We start from the raw sequence: 19,951 nt of genomic DNA, 5'->3' as shown, positions 1-19,951 counted from the left end.
GAGGAGTGTAGGCGAATGGCTAAAGAACTGATGAAGGATATAGTAGTGCTGGTACCTGGAATTACGGGCAGCGTGCTGCAAAAAGATGGTAAAGATATCTGGAATCCACCATATCAAGTATTGTTGAGCGCTATTGGTGAGACACTTAGGGTACATTCGGGGTTAAAAGATTTGACTCTACAAGAAGATGACATTGAAAGAGATTATTTAGACGATGGTATTAAAGCAACAGGTTTAGTTCAGCGTGCAAGTTTGGTTCCTGGATTTTTTAAACTTATTGACGGTTACTCCTATATTCGCGATCAACTAACCGAAAACTTTGCTGTCACTCCTGGCAAGGTAGACGAGGATAAACCCGCGAACTATTTCGAGTTTGCTTATGACTGGCGACGGGATAATCGGGTAGCAGCTAGGTTATTAAAGAAGCTGATTGACAAAAAATTACGTATATGGCGAGAAAGGATGAATCCTCACGCAAAAGTAATTCTCATTGCTCATAGTATGGGAGGGTTAGTTTCCCGTTATTATGTGGAACATGAAGGAGGTTGTAAAGATTGCAAGCTTTTGGTGACTTTAGGCACTCCGTATCGTGGTTCTGTAAAAATACTGGATTATCTGGCAAATGGCTACCTAAAAAATAGCTGGCTAATAGATCGACTAGCTGCTTTGACGCATTGGAGGGAAGTCTTGCGATCCTTTACCTCAGTGTATCAATTGCTGCCAACGTATCCAGTAGTGAACATTGATGGCAATTGGCAACGGATAGCGGAAATTGATGGTATACCTGGTGTGGTAAAAGAGCGAGCAATAGAGGGGCGAAAGTTTCTGAAATGTATTGAGTTACCCAAGAATGCAGGTGCCTATACCTTTACGCCAATAATCGGTATAGGGCAAAAAGACACATTCCAATCTGCAACCTTCTCCAATGGCCTTTTAAAAGCCAGCAATAAACTACCAAATCAAGAAAATGAAGAATCCCTTCTTCATCCTAGTTACGCAACTGGTGATGACACCGTACCGCTATTATCTGCAATACCAAAGGAACTTTCTCAGACATCACAGGTATCTTTTATTGAGCTTCATGGTTCGTTGCAAAGTAGTGATCACTTGTGGGAGAATTCGCTGAAGCCTTGCTTAATCGCATCGCAAAATCCTCTACATCTAGAAGAATACTTTAACAATCCTCAAACCATTGAGTCTGCGCCACAAAAGTCCGGTATTAGTCTCAGTGTTGATGACTTGTACCTCCGTGATGAAGAAGTCACATTGGGTGCGGAAATTATTAATGTTAAGTCTGATATTTTGGAAGAAACTGGAAACTTTGGTGGGTTACGCGCAATTATTACACCAGTAAACGTAAACGGAGAACAAAAAACCGTAGTAGAATATTTTGACCAAAAACACGATACTCAATATAAGAAGATTCTAGAACCTAATAAACTACTGCCTGGATTGTACCGTTTGGAAGTGGATGCAAAAGATGTACACGAGTCTGCACCAAATGCTTTACATAGTTTATTTCAAGTGATGGAATAAGGCAAATTGCACTTTTATAGTATCCGTTCAATAAATCGGGACGGACTACCAGATCGGGAACGATTTTACGCTATCTGAGGCTTGTCACTGAGCGATTTACCCCAGATTATTGAGCGCTTACCTTTTATAGTAGTTGGAGAATGTAATGGGACAATTGTTGTGGAAGAAAAGTAAAGAGGAAGAACGTATAGATTTAGCTAAGTACGTCATTTTTTATAAATACTCAAAAGCGGTTAAGGAGTTTATTAACAAAGCTAATGCATCTAACCATGTACTTGCTAATAGTAATGATTATCAAACTATTGAAAAACGCCCCAAGTTAGTAGAAAACATTTATAACGCTTTATGTGACAGCAAGTTGAGCTATAACTTACATAAAGGTTCTTTATTATCTAATAACGACGAACAAGAAATCAGAACACCAGAAGAAATTCTTCATGGAAAGGAAGGAACTTGCCTGGATTTGGCAATTCTGTTTTGTGCCATTTGTTGGAAGTATGATTTATTACCAATTTTAATTTTACTGGATGGTCATGCTTTAGCAGCCGTATCTCTCACTCATCGACTACGTGATTGGAAAAAGAGCGATCGCAGAAGGAAAAATGATTTTTGGAAGAACTCTGGAAAACTGCCAGATCCTGTTTCAGATTTAGATGCCGCTCGAAATTTTTGGGGCACAATGAATCCATACTACTTAGCTGTTGAATGTACAGGGTTTGCCTTTAGTACAACTCTTAAAGACAGTAATTTTACCAGAAAAAATGGTTTTTTGTCATTTGATCACGCGATTGAATATGGTAGTAATCAACTAGAAGATAAGCAGGAGAATAAAAAGTTTATATGTGCTCTTGATATTCCGATAGCTTACTACTTTTGGCGGTTTAAATTATGCCGTGAGCGGTTAGAACCTGCTAACCTTAAAACTTTAACAAATAATAGCAAAAACCTGCTTAAGGATATTTACGTTTCTTTAGGGTTGGTAGAACGTAAATCTGATGCAAAACGCCGGGCTAATCAAGATTTAGTCAATCCCGAAAAGTCGAATTTCAATCAACCTGATAAAGAAGAAATCGTAAAAAAGTTTGTTAATGATGAATTTTTTACCCAAGTTTTGCAGCAAAAAAACAGTAGCAAAAGTAAAGGAAAGCGACTAGTAATTGTTGGCGATCCAGGAGGTGGAAAAACTACTTTTTTACAAAAGATTGCTGATTGGGTTATAGAACAGGAGGAAGGCTTACCGATTTGGATTTCTCTGGCAGATGTTAAAAATAATTCAGTGGAAGAACAAGGTTTCAATGATCCAGGTTGGCTGTATCGGTATTTATCACAAAAATGGCTGACAGATGCATTTCAGGCTCCACAAAAAACGTCTGAAACATTGCAGGATCTTTTTTATGAAGAAGTTATTGAAAGTGGTCAGTTATGGTTAATGTTAGATGGGGCTGACGAAATGGCAGTCAGTTATTCCTTGAAAAAAATCGGAGAACAGCTAGATAAAACATGGACTGATAAAATAACAGTAGTGCTGAGTTGTCGTTTAAATCTGTGGGAATTACAAAAAGACTTTCTCATTAAAGAAAATAAAAAGGATGGTAAAAATTTTGATGTTTACCGCACTCTAGATTTTCATTACCCTGAACAAGTACATCAATTTATTAAAAATTGGTTTGGGGAAGACAATCCAGACGGAAAGAAGTTACAAGATAAATTAAAAGAAGATAGTCGGGAACGTTTGCGAGACTTGGTCACAAATCCTTTACGGTTAACACTATTGTGTCATATTTGGAGTGAAAATTCACAGAGATTGCCCAATACAAAGGCTGATTTCTATCAATTCCTTGTAGACAATTACAATCAACTGAAAAAGGACGTTTATTCAAAATTTCAGATTCCAGAAGGAATAAGAAAGGAACTGAATCCGAAGTTGGGAGAACTGGCAAGACACGCTATTGATGATGTGAATTGTCGATTTCGACTGAGAGAAAGTTTTATTAAAAAATATCTCCACCATGATCCAAATGACGAAAAATCCTCCTTATTCTTGTGGGCGTTAAAGTTAGGATGGCTGTTGGATATAGGCTATCCTACAGAAGGAGAAAACAATTCATACGAAAAAGTATACGCATTTTTCCATCCGTCGTTTCAGGAATATTTCGCGGCGACAGTAGATAAGACTTACGACTTTTTTCTACCCAGTGAACACAAAAATAGACCTGTAAAAGATGAGAGCTATCGAATTTTTGAACCGCAGTGGAGAGAGGTGATTTTGCTGTGGTTGGGGCGCATTGATGTAGATAATAAGCAAAAGGAAGATTTTATTCAAAGATTAGTAAACTTTGAAGACGGGTGCGGGAAATTTTATCAGTATCGAGCTTATTTTCTTGCTGCGGCTGGAATTGCAGAGATTATACAATGTGATGAGCAGCTAGTGGATAAGATTGTAAACCAGATTGTAACGTGGGAATTTGGTGATTTCGATTCTAAAAAAAGAGATTGGGTCAAATTTCCTAATGACTTTGCAAATGAAGCTAGTAGAACACTGCAACAAACTCAGAGAACCAAAGCAATTGATGCCTTAGTGCAACTGCTGTCCAACAATGATCTCGATGACTCCACCCGTAGGCAAGCGGTAGAAAGCTTGGGGAAAATTGGCACTGGCAATCAAAAAGCAATTGATGCCTTAGTGCAACTGCTGTCCAACAATGATCTCTATGACTACATCCGTTGGCAAGCGGCAGAAAGCTTGGGGAAAATTGGCACTGGCAATCAAAAAGCAATTAATGATCTCTATGACTACATCCGTTGGCAAGCGGCAGAAAGCTTGGGGAAAATTGGCACTGGCAATCAAAAAGCAATTAATGATCTCTATGACTACATCCGTTGGCAAGCGGCAGAAAGCTTGGGGAAAATTGGCACTGGCAATCAAAAAGCAATTAATGATCTCTATGACTACATCCGTTGGCAAGCGGCAGAAAGCTTGGGGAAAATTGGCACTGGCAATCAAAAAGCAATTAATGATCTCTATGACTACATCCGTTGGCAAGCGGCAGAAAGCTTGGGGAAAATTGGCACTGGCAATCAAAAAGCAATTAATGATCTCTATGACTACATCCGTTGGCAAGCGGCAGAAAGCTTGGGGAAAATTGGCACTGGCAATCAAAAAGCAATTAATGATCTCTATGACTACATCCGTTGGCAAGCGGCAGAAAGCTTGGGGAAAATTGGCACTGGCAATCAAAAAGCAATTAATGATCTCTATGACTACATCCGTTGGCAAGCGGCAGAAAGCTTGGGGAAAATTGGCACTGGCAATCAAAAAGCAATTAATGATCTCTATGACTACATCCGTTGGCAAGCGGCAGAAAGCTTGGGGAAAATTGGCACTGGCAATCAAAAAGCAATTAATGATCTCTATGACTACATCCGTTGGCAAGCGGCAGAAAGCTTGGGGAAAATTGGCACTGGCAATCAAAAAGCAATTGATGCCTTAGTGCAACTGCTGTCCAAGAATGATCTCTATGACTCCACCCGTAGGCAAGCGGCAGAAAGCTTGGGGAAAATTGACCCAGGCAATCAAAAAGCAATTGATGCCTTAGTGCAACTGCTGTCCAAGAATGATCTCCATGACTTCACCCGTTGGCAAGCGGCAGAAAGCTTGGAGAAAATTAACCCAGGCAATCAAAAAGCAATTGATACCTTAGTGCAACTGCTGTCCAAGAATGATCTCCATGACTCCACCCTTCGGCAAGCGGCAGAAAGCTTGGGGAAAATTGGCACTGACAATCAAAAAGCAATTGATGCCTTAGTGCAACTGCTGTCCAAGAATGATCTCGATTACTACATCCGTTGGCAAGCGGCAGAAAGCTTGGAGAAAATTGACCCAGGCAATCAAAAAGCAATTGATGCCTTAGTGCAACTGCTGTACAACAATCATTTCCATTACTCCGCCCTTCAGCAAGCGGCAGAAAGCTTGGGGAAAATTGATACTGGCAATCAAAAAGCAATCGATGCCTTAGTGCAACTGCTGTCCAACAATGATCTGGATAACGACACCCGTAGGCAAGCGGCATATAGCTTGGGGGAAATTGGCACTGGCAATCAAAAAGCAATCGATGCCTTAGTGCAACTGCTGTCCAACAATGATCTGGATTACGACACCCTTCGGCGAGCGGCAGAAAGCTTGGGGAAAATTGATACTGGCAATCAAAAAGCAATCGATGCCTTAGTGCAACTGCTGTCCAACAATGATCTGAATTACGACGCCCGTTGGCAAGCGGCACAAAGCTTGGAGAAAATTGACCCAGGCAATAAATCTGCGCTAGACGTGGTTGCAGCTTCAAAAGGCTACTTCAATAACTCTCAGGAATTTAGTAATGAGTATTTCTTTGATGTAATTTGGCACTGTTCTGAAAAGATACTCTACCCTGAATTCTACCAAGCTTGGCATAGAGACTCCCGTACTAACCCCATAACACAAATCCTTAAATCTTTGAAAAGAGGATTGACAAAATTACGGATGTATGTTGCAAAGTCAATCTGATTTGCATTGATGGCAGCAAATTCATTGCTTCTTTTTTAGAACAGGAGTGAGATGTTCTCCGTACCCTATCAGCCGGATAGCGCTACACCCAAATTGATAAGCAAACTCAATTGATTCCCCAGCCCCCAAAGCACTGTAAAAGCCTACAGCAAATTCAATACTAGCTTTGTCCCCAATCGCCCTATTCATACCAATAACATAGGGAATATGTTTGACAATTGCCAAAGCTTGAATTTCCGAATAACAAGCATTGAGCAACACGCACTCAACATGATCCGCAAATAACTTAAATAGTTCAGCCAGTGCTTCCCCTTCTACGAGTTGCACATTTCCAGTTTGATCTTCCAACACCAAACCATCATCCCCTGAACCATGACCAGAAAAATGTACAATTCGCGGTTTAAAGTCTAATAAAGCTTGGGAAACATCGCGAATGCGTACAGCCCAGCGTTGCTTCAAATCAAATTGTTCCCGTTTTTTCGCTCGTTGCAATCCTGCATCAATTTCTCTTACCTCTTCATCCAATCTCAAAGAAGAAGTCGTTTTGGGATTAGCTGCTAAAATCAAAATAGTTTTGACAATATAATAATTAGAACTTTGTAATGCCGTTTGTACCATATTTTCTAAATTGACAATTCTGCTATCCTGTTCTGCTAGCAGTAATTTCATTTCTTGTGGTGGTAAGCTTTTTAACTGATTGTAAGTCTCAAAATACTTTGCGCTGAGTTCGGACTTATCAGTATTTGGTGCAGTTTTGGCTCGTAGTAAAAAGTTATTTTCACCTTTAACTTCCATCCCCACAATTCGCAGTCCTGCTTGCGGATTATCCTCCGCTAACTGCTTAAGAGAAATCGCAATAGCGCGGGGATCAACACCGTGATTGTGATAAAGATCAAGGGTGTCGAAAATTGGTTTGATAAAGTCGCCAAACTCTCCATCCGCAAACACTTCCTGCCTATTATCCGGTTTACGCACGGGATCGGGGTTGTCTTTTGTAGGCAGTCTCATGTACACATACTCACATTTAACACCAGTAAATTTAGTTTTATTAGTAATACCCCAATCTTCAATATATGCCCCAGTAAGAGTAGAGCCAGTCAAATCGGTTCCGTCTAACTGTGTTTTTACCAGCTTTGCTCTCGATAAATCAGCATCCTGCAAATTGGCTTCGCCCAGATCAGCACTTATAAAACTGGCGTCTGCTAAATTTGCCCCCTTGAGGTTCACCTCTCGTAAATCAAAATTGTTAAATTTCTTTTCTTGTCCCTGTCCTGTAATTAAGACTTGCTGTAGTTTAGCGTTTTTTAAATACGTTGTTCCAGCGCGAACGCGGTCAAGCATTTTGACTTTTTGGAAGCAAGTACGGGTGAGTTTGGCTTTGCAGAAGTTTGTACTTTTAAGAGTGGCTTGGCTGAAGTTGGCATCTGTTAAATCAGCATTGTGAAAGCTTGTACCTTTAAAAGCTGCGATGGCGATCGCAAAGTTGCGTATCGAAGCATATTTTTCTTCTCCCTGTTGCGATCGCCAAGCAATGTAAGTACCAACTAAGAAAAAGACAACAGCAAAGACAACAGCAAAGGCGACAACATACCATCCTGTGGGAAAAGCGACAGTAGACGCACCAACAATAGGGAAAGCAATGGCAAAGACAAAGACTCCAGCGACAGCGAAGCCTCTTGCAATGGCAAAAGCAACAGCGACAGCGACAGCAAACCCTGCTGCGATTGTAAACGTTCCGGCAATGGCAAATACTCCTGCGAAAGCAATGGCATATTTTGCAGCCACAACAACAGCAACAGCGATCGCTACAGTTCCAGCAACAGCAATAGCAAACGCTCCGGCAATAGTTCCTATATTTGCTTCTATTCCAAAACGAATAATAACTCTAACAAATACAATCAGTACAATTAAGCTTGTCCACCCAACGACTTGGTTTCCTAAGGTGGAACTGTCGAGTATCAACGACACTAGAGTACCAGCACTAGCTGAGAAAAATCCTACTACTCCCCCCAATAACCACGAAACAACTACAAGTAAAATAGCCCAACGTCTTTGCAGCCCCGCTTGTGCGTGACAAAAGTTTGTCCCTGTGAGGATTGCATCTGTAAAATCTGTACTGCGAATATCTGCGTAGCTAAAGTCAGCACCTGTAAGGTCTAGATTTTTAAAAGAGGGTCCTCTGAGATTTTGACCGGAAAAGTTCTGCTGCATAACTGCGTTAGTAGGGAGCTTACACTGTTATTTTCTACCGCTTTTGGCATTTCTTACGCATATTGGGCACCCTAAACTCTCACAGAGCTTCGCAACAGTACTTATTCGGGCGGCGTCCAATACGGTTCGCAATAAGCTTCTCTCTCCCTGCCTGCCCTGCTTGCCTGGCTCAGATAACTTTCCTTAACCGAACCGTATTGAGCGGCGATCGCTCAACTAATTCACCTGATTTGTTAGCAATCAGTCAAAACCCTTGTGGATTAATGGCTTTTCGCAAATTGTCAAACTTTTTTATTGCTTTTTGAAATCACAATCCTAAAAACTTCTCACTTATTGTCTATAGCGGTTCGCAGTTTCGTCCAATACACACCTAACCCCCAACCCCTTCCCTACCAAGGAAGGGGAGTAAGACTCAAAGCCTCTCTCCTTGCAGGAGAGAGGTTTGGAGAGAGGTCAAAAATGTACTGCACCCAACCGAGAACCGCTATAACTTTATTTTTACAGCAATTGCTAAACTTCTACGATATATATATAGTTTCAGAGTCTGAAATTGTCCAACTTTTTTATTTGTCTACATTTGAAAAGTGAGGGTTTAAGTCCCCTGAAAAAATCACCAGGGAACGCATTCCTCCCAACTGAATTTTGTGTTCTGTGTTCTTGTCTTCACTCTGGAGTTTCCAAAGTTTTATTAATCTCGTTTAGTAAGTTCTCCATTGATATGGAGCGAGGTAAGATTTGGGAGGCAAGAGTATTTATTAAAGTTTCTATTGACTCCAATTGGGGAATGTGAGTTTGCTCATCTTCAACCTGATCAGAATTTAACCGCTGATCAAGGAGCAAAACTGGCGGTAAGTCGAAAGGCAACTGTTGCAACGCTTTGAGGGCTGAGTGCACCTCTTTGTTGATGCTACACTCTCCCAGGCAAATGAGCAGTAGATCAACACTTTGATGGCGAATTTGCTGTAGCAGTTCTGCCCAAGATCGACTCATGGAGGCTTTGAAGCCACCTGTTTGCAGGTACTGAACCAAAGCTTGAAACCACTCAGAACCACGAGAGATAATCCAAGGACACGGAGTATTTTCCCCAGCAATCGGGCTATTCAATGAGAAGTTTTTTGGTGTACGACAACCCTTAATCTGCTTGTGAGTTGTATCTGGTAAATCTGGCAGTATCCCTAAATCCACCACTAAGATGTTGGGTGGGCAGTAGCATGTATCAGATGCAATTTGCAGAGCTGATAATAAAGCATCTGTTTTGCCGCCGTTATGATTTTTATCTGTGCCCAATGGCGTTAAGCAAGGAAACACAGAAAGCCCAGGCATCACAGAAGCAGCCTGCGTGGTTGACACATTACAGGTGACAAGCGGTAGATTCGCTAAACGGGGGTGTGATGAGAGTTGTTGCAACAAAGCTTCGGCTGCTGGCATTTCTGTATCCAGCAAAATTACATCAAACTGCCAAACCCGAGTTAGCAATTCTGCCTGATCCAAATCATCCACTTCTATAACCCGATGCTGTTGAAGTAACGATTGCGAAGTCGAAGATTCACTATCAGGATGAACCAACTTCAAAATTTTTAATGGTGTTTTGTTAGCGAAGATTTCTTCATCATCTGATTTTTGCTGCTTTTGTTCTGGTGGAGTACACAGACTTTCTATCAGCGGTGTTAAGACTTGATGCTGCACTGGCAAACTCAAGAAACCATCTGCTTGGTTGGCAAATGCTTGCTCTTTTTCAGCTCCTGTTGCTGTCACAATGGTAGGAATATGAGATGTTGCGACATCGGACTTGAGTAAAGTCAGTACATCCCAACCTGACAGCAAGGGGAGCAACGGATTGAGGAAGATAGCTTTGGGTTGCAAGCGTCGAGCTTTTTCTACAGCCTCACATCCTGATCGGGCAATCACAACTCGATAACCCAAACCTGTTAGTTGTTCGGTCAAATCCTCAATATAGCGAGCAACTGCTTCCACAACTAAGACGAGGGATTTAGAAGAAGTCAACTGATGGGTTGTAGACGCCTGAACGGCGGCTTCCCGTAAAGCCCAAGGTGAGTTTCCGTAGACGCCTGTGGAGCGGTTAGACAAATCGAATGACGGCTTTGCTTGTGTAGGCGACTGCGTTTGCGATAAGCCCGCTTGCTGACGCTTTGCGTATCGCGTTGACGTACCTTGTCTGTTGGAGTTACCCGGAACCTGCCCTGGCGCAAAAGCCGTGCCTTTGGCATAAGTCATACCCGTTTGCGCGATTCGTGCCGCAGGCATAAGGCTTGTCGTCGAGTGGGGTTGGGTTGGGTTAATGGGTTGTAGACGTTCTGTAGGCGTCTTCCCGTAAGATCCAAGGTGGTTTGCCGTAGACGCCCCTACAGCATCTTCTTTGGTTAATCGGGCAGATTGATGATGCGGCGCAAAAGAAATTGTTCCCATCTCCTCATCTGCCAATCTCCCTGACTCTTTGGGAGGACTGGGTGGAAGAAGTAGTGTAAACTGGCTACCTTTACCCTCACGCGACAAGAAGCTAACATCACCACCGTGAAGACGAGCTAAGGCTCTGGTTAAGACAAGCCCCAAACCTGTTCCTTCATGCTGACGGATCAGAGGATTTTCGAGTTGTTGGAATTTTTGAAAGATTAAATGCTGCTGATGTTCTGGAATACCAATACCTGTATCCCAGACTGTAAAGGCAATCCAACCTTCCCAACGGCTAACCCCAAGTCCAATTTCACCAGCTGTTTCAGTAAACTTAAAGGCATTGGAAAGCAGGTGCACCAGCATCTGGCGCAAGCGCAACTCATCCGCCACAATTTGCTCTAAGCCTGGTTCCATTGAGAGAGTGAATTGGTGTTCTTGTGGAGGCGTACTTTGAGCGAGTGAGTTTGAGGAAGCTTTGTTAGTTTGGCTATGAATAGCTTTTGCCTCAGATACAGCACGCTCACAAATTTTTTGAATATTGGCGTTGGTGAGCGTAAGCTCCATTTGTCCCGTTTCCATACGGGTTAAATCCAAAATATCATTAACCACACTCATCAGGTGGCGTCCACTTTGGTGAATCAGTCCTGCATAACGGGCTTGACGCTCGTTTAATTCTCCCAACTGCTGATCCACTAGCAACCGCGATAATCCTAAAACGGCAGTCAGAGGAGTTTTGAGTTCATGACTAATACAAGCTAAAAACTCATCTTTCAATCGGTTGAGTTGAATTAAATCGGCATTTTTCGCCGCCAGTTCTTTGGAAAGCTGCTGCTGCTCTGTGACGTCAGTGGCTAGCATCAGCCACAACTCATTATTGAGTGCTGAGTTTTTGGTAGCCAAAGGTGTTTTTGAATCCGTACTCAGGACTTTCAATTCAGGACTATCTAGAGGGATTTTGGCAAACTGCCAAACCCGCTCCTGACCATTTTGCACTTCTACTATGCAGGTACAAGTCCCTTGTTGGCTATCTAGAAAGCAGCGATTTGATGCCGGATTTTCAACTATTGGCTGCGGCTGTTGGTTATGAGTATGAGTGTCAGGAGCCGCCCCCAGTGTTGAGCGAGGTAACACATCTTTTTCTGGGATGACTTCGCTTAATCGCGACGAAGAATTTTCTTGACAAAAATGCTGATTATTGCTCAAAAAAGAAGAAATTTTGGCTGCTGTTTGAGTCGCGTACTGTAATTTCTTGGAGGAGACTTTTGCCAAAATCGTTTCTACTTGTCGTCTGACTCCTTCTGGATCTTTTAATGCTCCCAATTGCTGCCACCAAGCTGGATTTTGCGTCACGACTTCGCCGTTGCTTGTTTGTAGCGCTAAAGGCCAAGGCAGGCGTTCTAATAACTGCACAAGTGGCTTACATTCTCGTTTTTGCTCGCTTGTATGAGTTTTATCAGTGGTTGCCCTAACTCCAGCGACTTTGGTGATGTCATCACCAACAGTATCCACAGATGACTTTTGAGGTGCTTTCTTTGAATTTGTCCGCTTAGTCCCCTTATGAGTATCAATTTGGAGTTTTTGTGTTGTCAACAGTTTCAACAAGCGTAAGCTATCCACAAGCCCCAAAAATTTGCCATTTGAGTCAACCAGTGCCCAATCTACATTCGTGTTTTCTTGAATCTGCTGGGAACCAAGAAACGAACTCAATTGCTCTATACGCAAAGATGCTGGTATTGTTTGTATAGGTTTAATTAACCCTTGACCGAGTGTGGAAAGGGGTTGCTGTAAATCTAAATAGTTAGAATCACCTTTGCCTTGACCTGCTGTCAACAATTGTGGTAGCAAACGGGCAGAGTAAACCAAGCCTAACAAGCATTTTTGCTTATCTAAAACTGCTAGGCGATGGCACTGCTGTTGTTGAAAAATTTCCAGCACAGTTGCCAGAGTAGCTGTTTCTACGCAGCTAGGCACGGTTGCTATAAAGTCAGAAAGCGGGTATCGTAGCATTGACATATGGCAATGAGGTCGCTCTTGTTAGGGGTTGGGCTTCCGGCACCACCAGCTAATTGCCAAAGAAGCTTTGGGTGTTTAAGTTTCAAGCTATATCTTCTAAGAAAACTGAGTAAAGCAATAGTGAGCAAAAATTGAACGGCTTAGAGATGAGCTACTTTGAAGTGACAATTTTTTGCCAGCAAGAGTGCTCAACACAGTGATGGCATTTTTATTTGCCGCTTGACAGTTTGGAGGTGAGTTTACCCTGCACTCAACAGCCAATTTTTGGAAAAAGCTCTCCTAATAAATGGGGAAGTCGTATGCGTTGGCCAGAGCAAGGCTTTGGCAATTGCTCCTGTAGTAAGTGCGATCCTGCGGAAGGGAGCCGCGCTGCGATACGCGTAACGTCAAGCAAGGGGGCTGATCGCACCTCTTGGGGGACACGTAGCGTGTTTTAAGGAGACTACTCAGGAGCCAGCGTTAACAACGAGTGCAAATTTTAGTCGATCAGCGGCTCTCCTCCTGTAGCACCGCACTTCTTTTGAAAGGTAAATTCTCATCCGAACTGCTTGCTGTCTTGTTGCCCTAGGGTATTGTAGGCGTCCACACTGGTATCTTCAAGCGTGTTGAAACTCATCATCGATAGCTACAGCTACACTAATTATCACCCCAAAAATTCGCTATTGAACCTTTAGGAATTATAATGATTTGGAATGCGACAATCGTTTATCTTTGTTTAAGTATCTTATTAATGAGCAAAGTCAATAAATCTATAATTAGGTAGATATCAATAGTGCATAAATACTACACATAAACAACACGGGAGCGTGCCACCCCCAAAATTAAGACCGGGGTAAAGACGTAGTGAGGGTAGTAGATATGCACATCCTCATTTGACTCAGCGCTTCCTGTACCATGTGCCAAGTTCTATAACTTAGTAGTAGCAACTAACCGTTCATGAGCAAGCACGTGACTTAACACAGTCAGTCCTTTTCGTCAACTGGCAGATTTGCTTTGTACCTTGATATTTACTAAGAAAGTATTTTATTCGGTTATGAGCTAAAGGAGTTTTGAAGTGTAAAAGTTAGAATGACGATTTTCACGCTTGAGCGTGGCTTCACTTTAATAAGAAGCTTCAAAGTTTTTAACAATAGAATCAGTAACTATGATTGATCAACACAAATGTTATTTTCATAATGATTTTCCAGGTAGATATCAAACCATTTTGGAGGACTCAAGTTGATTCAACTAATGAACAACGGTTTTTTGGGCGGATCAGCGACATCACTAATGTGATTTTTACCCAACTTTTTTAATTTTTTGTGAGAGCTACCACGCAAAGGAACGTTCAGTATATACTCAAATTGCTGCCCACAAATATAAATAAAAGATTAAGCTTTAATTGTTCCGATGCTGTTAAATGACACAAGAAGTGAATTCCACCAGTTTTTTAACCAATGACGAGAGCCGAAGAGCAGGTATTATTGCAAGAACTCAAATCAGACTACCGCCATATCCTTATAAATTACTTTACCACTACAGACAAAACACTGAAACACTACATTGATAAATTTATAAATGCAGTCTTTTATGCTAATATTCCTGTGCCTCAAGTCATAGAAATTCATATGGAACTGATTGACGAATTTTCAAAACAGCTAAAATTAGAAGGAAGGAGTGATGAAGCATTACTTGATTACCGTATAACATTGATTGATATACTGGCTCATTTGTGTGAACTATACCGTTGTTCAATTTCTCAATAGCATAACTTAATCAAAGGTTCAACAGTTTTTCTTGGTAGAAATCGCTCTTTAAATTCCATCACAATTAATAAAAGGATATTGTGGTTTTATCTGTACTTCTAGCCTGTACCTAATATGAATCAACCACGAAGAACCTATGTTCTCAAGCTTTATGTGGCAGGGAATACTGCGAACTCAGTACGGGCATTAAATACACTCAAAAATATTTTGGAACAAGAGTTTCAAGGTGTTTATGCTTTAAAAGTTATTGATGTGCTGAAAAGCCCGCAGCTGGCGGAAGAAGATAAAATATTAGCCACGCCAACATTATCCAAGATTTTGCCTCCACCAGTTCGGAGAATTATTGGAGACCTTTCAGACAGAGAAAGAGTGTTGATTGGATTAGATTTACTTTATGAAGAATTGAGCGAGGACGAGCAAGAACCGTTGGAATAGTAAGTTCTACTACAAAAATAATCAGCAATAGTTACTAATCATTAATATAAAAACTGGGTTTCCTTCCTATTTGTAAACGTCAACATGAGTCATAAAGAAAATTTAGAGCAAACCAAAACACCGACACGAGGTGTAGAAAAAATCCGGACAATGATAGAGGGCTTTGACGATATTAGTCATGGTGGCTTACCTGTAGGAAGAACGACTTTAGTTAGCGGAACCTCTGGAACTGGCAAAACTTTATTTTCTCTGCAATTTCTTTATAACGGTATCACCTACTTTGATGAATCAGGAGTCTTTGTTACATTTGAAGAATCTCCTGGTGATATTATTAAAAATGCTGGTATTTTTGGTTGGGACTTGCAACATCATATCAATGAAGGAAAATTATTTATACTGGATGCTTCTCCAGATCCTGAGGGACAAGATGTTGTTGGCAATTTCGATCTTTCTGCGCTGATTGAGCGCTTACAATACGCGATTCGTAAGTATAGAGCGAAACGCGTTTCTATTGACTCAATTACAGCAGTTTTTCAGCAATATGAAGCTGTAGGAGTTGTGCGGCGAGAAATATTTCGTCTCGTTGCTCGTCTGAAACAATTAAGTGTAACTACAATTATAACCACAGAACGCATAGATGAATACGGGCCTGTTGCCTGTTTTGGCGTAGAAGAATTTGTTTCCGATAATGTGGCGATTGTACGTAATGTTTTAGAAGGAGAACGTCGCCGTCGCACAATGGAAATACTAAAACTGCGTGGTACAACACACATGAAGGGTGAATATCCTTTTACAATTACCAATGCAGGAATTAATATTTTCCCATTGGGAGCTATGCGCTTAACTCAACGGTCTTCAAACGTCAGAGTATCCTCTGGTGTTAAAGCCTTAGACCAAATGTGCGGCGGTGGTTTCTTTAGGGATTCGATTATTTTAGCAACAGGAGCAACGGGTACTGGAAAAACTCTTTTGGTGAGCAAGTTTCTGCAAAATGGCTGTGTTCACAGTGAACGGGTGATATTATTTGCCTATGAAGAATCACGCGCACAACTGTCTCGCAATGCTTACTCATGGGGAATAGATTTTGAGGAATTAGAACGTCAAGGTTTGTTAAAAATAATTTGTACGTATCCGGAATCAACCGGTTTAGAAGACCACCTGCAAATTATTAAATCAGAAATTGCTGAATTTAAACCTTCTCGTATTGCCATTGACTCTCTTTCTGCACTAGCACGAGGGGTAAGTAATAATGCGTTCCGGCAATTTGTGATTGGTGTGACGGGTTATGCCAAGCAAGAAGAAATTACAGGCTTTTTTACCAACACAACCGAGCAATTTATGGGTTCGCACTCTATTACAGACTCTCATATTTCTACGATTACAGACACAATTTTGATGTTACAGTATGTGGAAATTCGGGGAGAAATGGCGCGGGCAATCAATGTCTTTAAAATGCGTGGTTCGTGGCATGACAAGGGTATTCGCGAGTACAATATTACGGCTGACGGTCCGGAAATTAAAAATTCGTTCCGCAACTATGAACGAATTGTCAGCGGTGCTCCTACGCGCGTTACTATCGATGAGAAGGCGGAACTGTCTCGCATTGTCAAAGGATTTCAAGACACACAGAGTTCCGATCCCTAAACTTGGCATCGTGATATATTCTGTGGCGACAAAACAGTTTCAGCCGCTTAATTTTCGTGTGAGGGGATGCGGTGAACAAACAGCAAATTTTTAGTAGTTTCTTACCTGGTGTAACAGCAGCAGTATTAGCGACTCAGTCTGCTTGGGCTAATCCTGTACCAGCCCGGGGAGTGAAAGTTATGACTTCTTCGGATGGCTTGACTTCTACTTTCGAGAGAACTCCAACTGCTCTCGATATTAAAAAGGCGCAACTGCCTCATACTGCTAGTAGCAGTTTTCTAGCCGCAGCAGTACCAACTGTTGATGTTATGGGAGGTGGTTTAATATCTTCTATAACTCGTAGCGGTGTCGAGGTAATATTGACAGGAAAAACTGGTGTACCAGTAGCAAAGGTAGCACATAAGCTTCAAAGTATGCTTATGAGTTTTAAATCTACCCCAAATCAAAGCCAGTTGATAAATAAAATTCCTCAGTCTGGGACAAGCATACAAAAACAAAACAACGACAAAATTGTTGCCGAGGAATCAAAAAATACATTTTCTGCTTATAACGAGATCTCAACACCTACTTCCACTGTTGAACAAAAAACGCCTTCTTCGGGGCAAGTCCCTACAGAAAAGAAAAGTTCTGCTCAGTTACCAAACAAGTCACAAACCCCAGTTCGTGGGACAGTAGAAGTCGCAAAGCTGTTGGAGCAGATGAACTCATGCCCACAACAAGCCAGCAATGGTAAAAGTCAGGTCGGTCGTTCTGCTTCCGTGCTTCTAAAATCGTCTACCTGCTCCCAACAAAATACCAAAAAAAATCTGGTAGCTCAGGCAAGTTCTTCTAAGTCACAAGGAACAACTCCTGGGCGAATAACTCAGGCGGGTTCCTCCAGGCGATCGCAAACCACTCCTGCGCAAACAACTCCTGCGCAAACCACTCCTGCGCAAACAACTCCTGCGCCAGCAGATTCGGTCCAGCTCCTTAATAATCTCAAAGCCAACCCGAATCCTTTACAGTTTCCTACAAAATCAGAAGAAGTTAGGATTCAGGGAACTCAACCAATTACTTTGACACAGGCTCTGGAGATAGCACGGCAAAACAATCAAGATCTACAGATATCGTTACTAACTGTAGAGCGCAATCGAGCTAGCGTAAGGCAGGCGCAAGCCGCGTTGTTGCCTACTGCCGGTCTGACTGCAGGTCTGAGTCGTACTGGACCTGCTTTCTTGAATCAACAACAAGCTAATTCCACAGGCACAGCACTCGAAAATGTACCCTCTACTACAAATTTCCAAGGCAGTGCTTCTGTACAGTACGATCTCTACACCTCTGGACAAACAACAGCCCGCATTCGACAAGCTGAGGAACAGCTACGTTTTTATGAATTGGATGTTGAGCGTCAATCTGAGGAAATCCGCCTGAATGTCACTTCTCAATACTACGATCTGCAGGCAGCAGATGAACAGGTGCGCATTGCCCAGTCTGCCGTGAGAAATGGTCAGGCTAGTTTGCGAGATGCACAAGCTTTGGAAGCCGCTGGTGTGAGTACTCGATTCGATGTTCTACGTGCTCAGGTCAATTTAGCAAATTTTCAACAACAGCTGACAACTGGTATCTCACAGCAGCAAATTGCTCGCCGTAAATTAGCCCAAACATTAAGTTTGCCGCAGTCAGTTGATATTAGTTCGGCTGAGCGAGTCAAAATAGCCGGTTTGTGGAATCGTCCGCTGGCTGAAACTCTTGTCTTAGCTTTTAAAAACCGTCCAGAACTGCAACAGTATTTGGCGCAACGGAACATTAACGAACAACAGCGACGCCTAGCGCTCGGTCAGTTAGGTCCTCAAGTGAGCTTGGTCGGTAGGTACAATCTGGGAGATACGTTTGACGATCAAAGAAACGGTACCGATAATTATTCCCTAGGAGTTAACGCTACTTTGACTTTGTACGATGGTGGAGCAGCAAAAGCAACCGCATCTCAATACAAGACCGGCATTCGGATTGCTGAAAATCAATTTGCCCTCCAGCGTAACCAAATTCGCTATGACGTAGAAAGTTATTTTTCTCAACTGCAATCTAACTTGCAGAATGTTCAAACGGCTAATACTGCTCTTGAACAAGCTAGAGAGTCTCTACGTCTAGCACGTTTGCGATTCCAAGCAGGTGTCGGCACTCAAACTGAAGTTATTGACTCAGAAAATGCCTTGACACAAGCTGAAGGTCAACGAGTCACAGCAATTTTGAATTACAATCGTGCTCTAGCTGGTTTACAACGAGCAGTCACCTCTAGAGCAGCACGCTAGGTTACTCAATAGTCATTAGGAGCCAGTGAGCCTTTGGAAGGTAAAGGGGAAAGGTTAAAGAGAAAAACTTTTCCCCTTTTCTCTGCCCTTTTACATTTTTTGGTGAATTGTTGATTTGAGCGATCAAAATTGTCATATCCTAGCATAAAGGAAAACTTCAAACACTGAAAACACAATCTGATGACGAAAGTTACGGCAAAAGAAATTGCACTGTTTCGCTCTCAAGTTGCAGATGACTTTATCGCTATGGAAGCACTGGATATTATAGAAGAATGTGATGGAGATTTGGAAGATGCTGCTATAACTTTAGCGATTCGAGCCGGACAACAACCAGAAATAGCAAATTCAGAATGGTTAGATGCTTTAGCTCGAAAATGGCGTGCCGTTATTTGTCAAGAAGAATTTCGGGATGATTTGGTTAACGGCTCAGTTAAAGGGATGATGGAACATCTCAAAACAATGCCGACGTTTCCTAAGATGTTAGCAACGCCTGTTTTAATATATGTATTGAAGAAAAGTGTAAACAATTTTTGCGAGCCTCTTGACTTAGTACAGTAATATTTTCATCCTTATTAGATTTGAGTTTTAACATCAATGAATTATCTTATTGCCGTTTTAGCTGACCGCATCCAAGCAGAAGCTGCTTATCTGGCTTTAGAAAAAGAAGCGATAAAATCTACAATTTTGGGTAAAGGTTATAAAACTGCTGATGAATTTGGCTTGATTGACCCCAACGAGCAAGCAAAGAAGCAAACTCAGTTCATGGCTATTTGGCTAGTACCGTTTGGATTTTTCGCAGGTATTACTTTTAGCCTCCTCACTGGCTTGGACACTTTTGCTTGGGCGGGTGAAATTGGCAATCACATTATTGGTGGACTGCTGGGCGCTGTTGCAGGTGCTATGGGTAGTGCGTTTGCTGGTGGTGGAGTTGGTTTATTGGTTGGAAGCGGTGACGCTTTACCTTACCGCAATCGCTTAAATGCTGGCAAATACTTGGTTGTCGTTCAAGGTTCTGAAATTCTTACCCGTCAAGCAACTCGTGTTTTACGTCAGTTTGAACCAGAAAATATTCAAGGTTACGCCGCACCCAGGGAATAGTAATCAGTTAACAGTGAACAGTAATCAGT

Annotated in this window: 10 protein-coding genes; 8 read left to right on the top strand and 2 right to left on the bottom strand. The window is 41.9% G+C overall.

Annotated elements, in window-relative coordinates:
* Positions 1 to 15: 15 nt before the first annotated feature.
* Positions 16 to 1,536 (top strand): alpha/beta hydrolase, encoded by a 1,521-nt coding sequence (locus tag DP114_RS22685; RefSeq protein WP_169266307.1) that lies wholly within the window; start codon positions 16 to 18, stop codon positions 1,534 to 1,536.
* A 145-nt stretch (positions 1,537 to 1,681) separates the two neighbouring features.
* Entirely contained in the window at positions 1,682 to 6,076 is a 4,395-nt protein-coding gene (locus tag DP114_RS22680; protein ID WP_172195265.1) for a HEAT repeat domain-containing protein, read from the top strand.
* A gap of 21 nt (positions 6,077 to 6,097) precedes the next feature.
* Here DP114_RS22680 and DP114_RS22675 read toward each other — a convergent pair whose 3' ends face one another.
* Both DP114_RS22675 and DP114_RS35235 read right to left on the bottom strand, forming a co-directional pair.
* Positions 6,098 to 8,287 carry a pentapeptide repeat-containing protein gene (locus tag DP114_RS22675; protein WP_246162664.1) on the bottom strand — a complete coding sequence of 730 codons (2,190 nt, stop codon included), beginning with the start codon at positions 8,285 to 8,287 and terminating at the stop codon, positions 6,098 to 6,100.
* A 663-nt stretch (positions 8,288 to 8,950) separates the two neighbouring features.
* Positions 8,951 to 12,706 carry an ATP-binding protein gene (locus DP114_RS35235; RefSeq protein ID WP_246162662.1) on the bottom strand — a complete coding sequence of 1,252 codons (3,756 nt, stop codon included), beginning with the start codon at positions 12,704 to 12,706 and terminating at the stop codon, positions 8,951 to 8,953.
* Between the two features lie 1,442 nt (positions 12,707 to 14,148).
* On the opposite strand from DP114_RS35235, the gene DP114_RS22660 reads away from it, so the two are divergent.
* The 6 genes from DP114_RS22660 to DP114_RS22635 all read left to right on the top strand — a co-directional run bounded on the left by DP114_RS22660 (position 14,149) and on the right by DP114_RS22635 (position 19,922).
* Positions 14,149 to 14,457, top strand: a complete 309-nt coding sequence (locus DP114_RS22660; protein WP_169266310.1) for a phosphatase RsbU N-terminal domain-containing protein — start codon at positions 14,149 to 14,151, stop codon at positions 14,455 to 14,457.
* A 114-nt stretch (positions 14,458 to 14,571) separates the two neighbouring features.
* Positions 14,572 to 14,892, top strand: coding sequence for a circadian clock protein KaiB (kaiB, locus tag DP114_RS22655; RefSeq protein ID WP_169266311.1), 321 nt, complete (start codon positions 14,572 to 14,574; stop codon positions 14,890 to 14,892).
* 84 nt (positions 14,893 to 14,976) lie between these two features.
* The gene (kaiC, locus tag DP114_RS22650) at positions 14,977 to 16,536 is read left to right on the top strand and encodes a circadian clock protein KaiC (RefSeq protein WP_171977192.1); all 1,560 of its coding nucleotides are present in this window, start codon (positions 14,977 to 14,979) and stop codon (positions 16,534 to 16,536) included.
* A 71-nt stretch (positions 16,537 to 16,607) separates the two neighbouring features.
* Positions 16,608 to 18,824, top strand: a complete 2,217-nt coding sequence (locus DP114_RS22645; protein WP_171977191.1) for a TolC family protein — start codon at positions 16,608 to 16,610, stop codon at positions 18,822 to 18,824.
* Positions 18,825 to 19,004: 180 nt separating this feature from the next.
* On the top strand, positions 19,005 to 19,382 hold the full coding sequence (locus DP114_RS22640) for a hypothetical protein (protein ID WP_169266314.1): 378 nt from the start codon (positions 19,005 to 19,007) through the stop codon (positions 19,380 to 19,382).
* Positions 19,383 to 19,418: 36 nt separating this feature from the next.
* Entirely contained in the window at positions 19,419 to 19,922 is a 504-nt protein-coding gene (locus DP114_RS22635) for a hypothetical protein (RefSeq protein WP_171977190.1), read from the top strand.
* The last annotated feature ends 29 nt before the right edge of the window (positions 19,923 to 19,951 follow it).

Origin of the sequence: Brasilonema sennae CENA114 (assembly GCF_006968745.1) — a bacterium.
Taxonomy (GTDB): Bacteria; Cyanobacteriota; Cyanobacteriia; order Cyanobacteriales; family Nostocaceae; genus Brasilonema; species Brasilonema sennae.
Note: the sequence above shows the minus strand (reverse complement) of the source record. Positions and strands in the feature narration are given on the sequence as shown.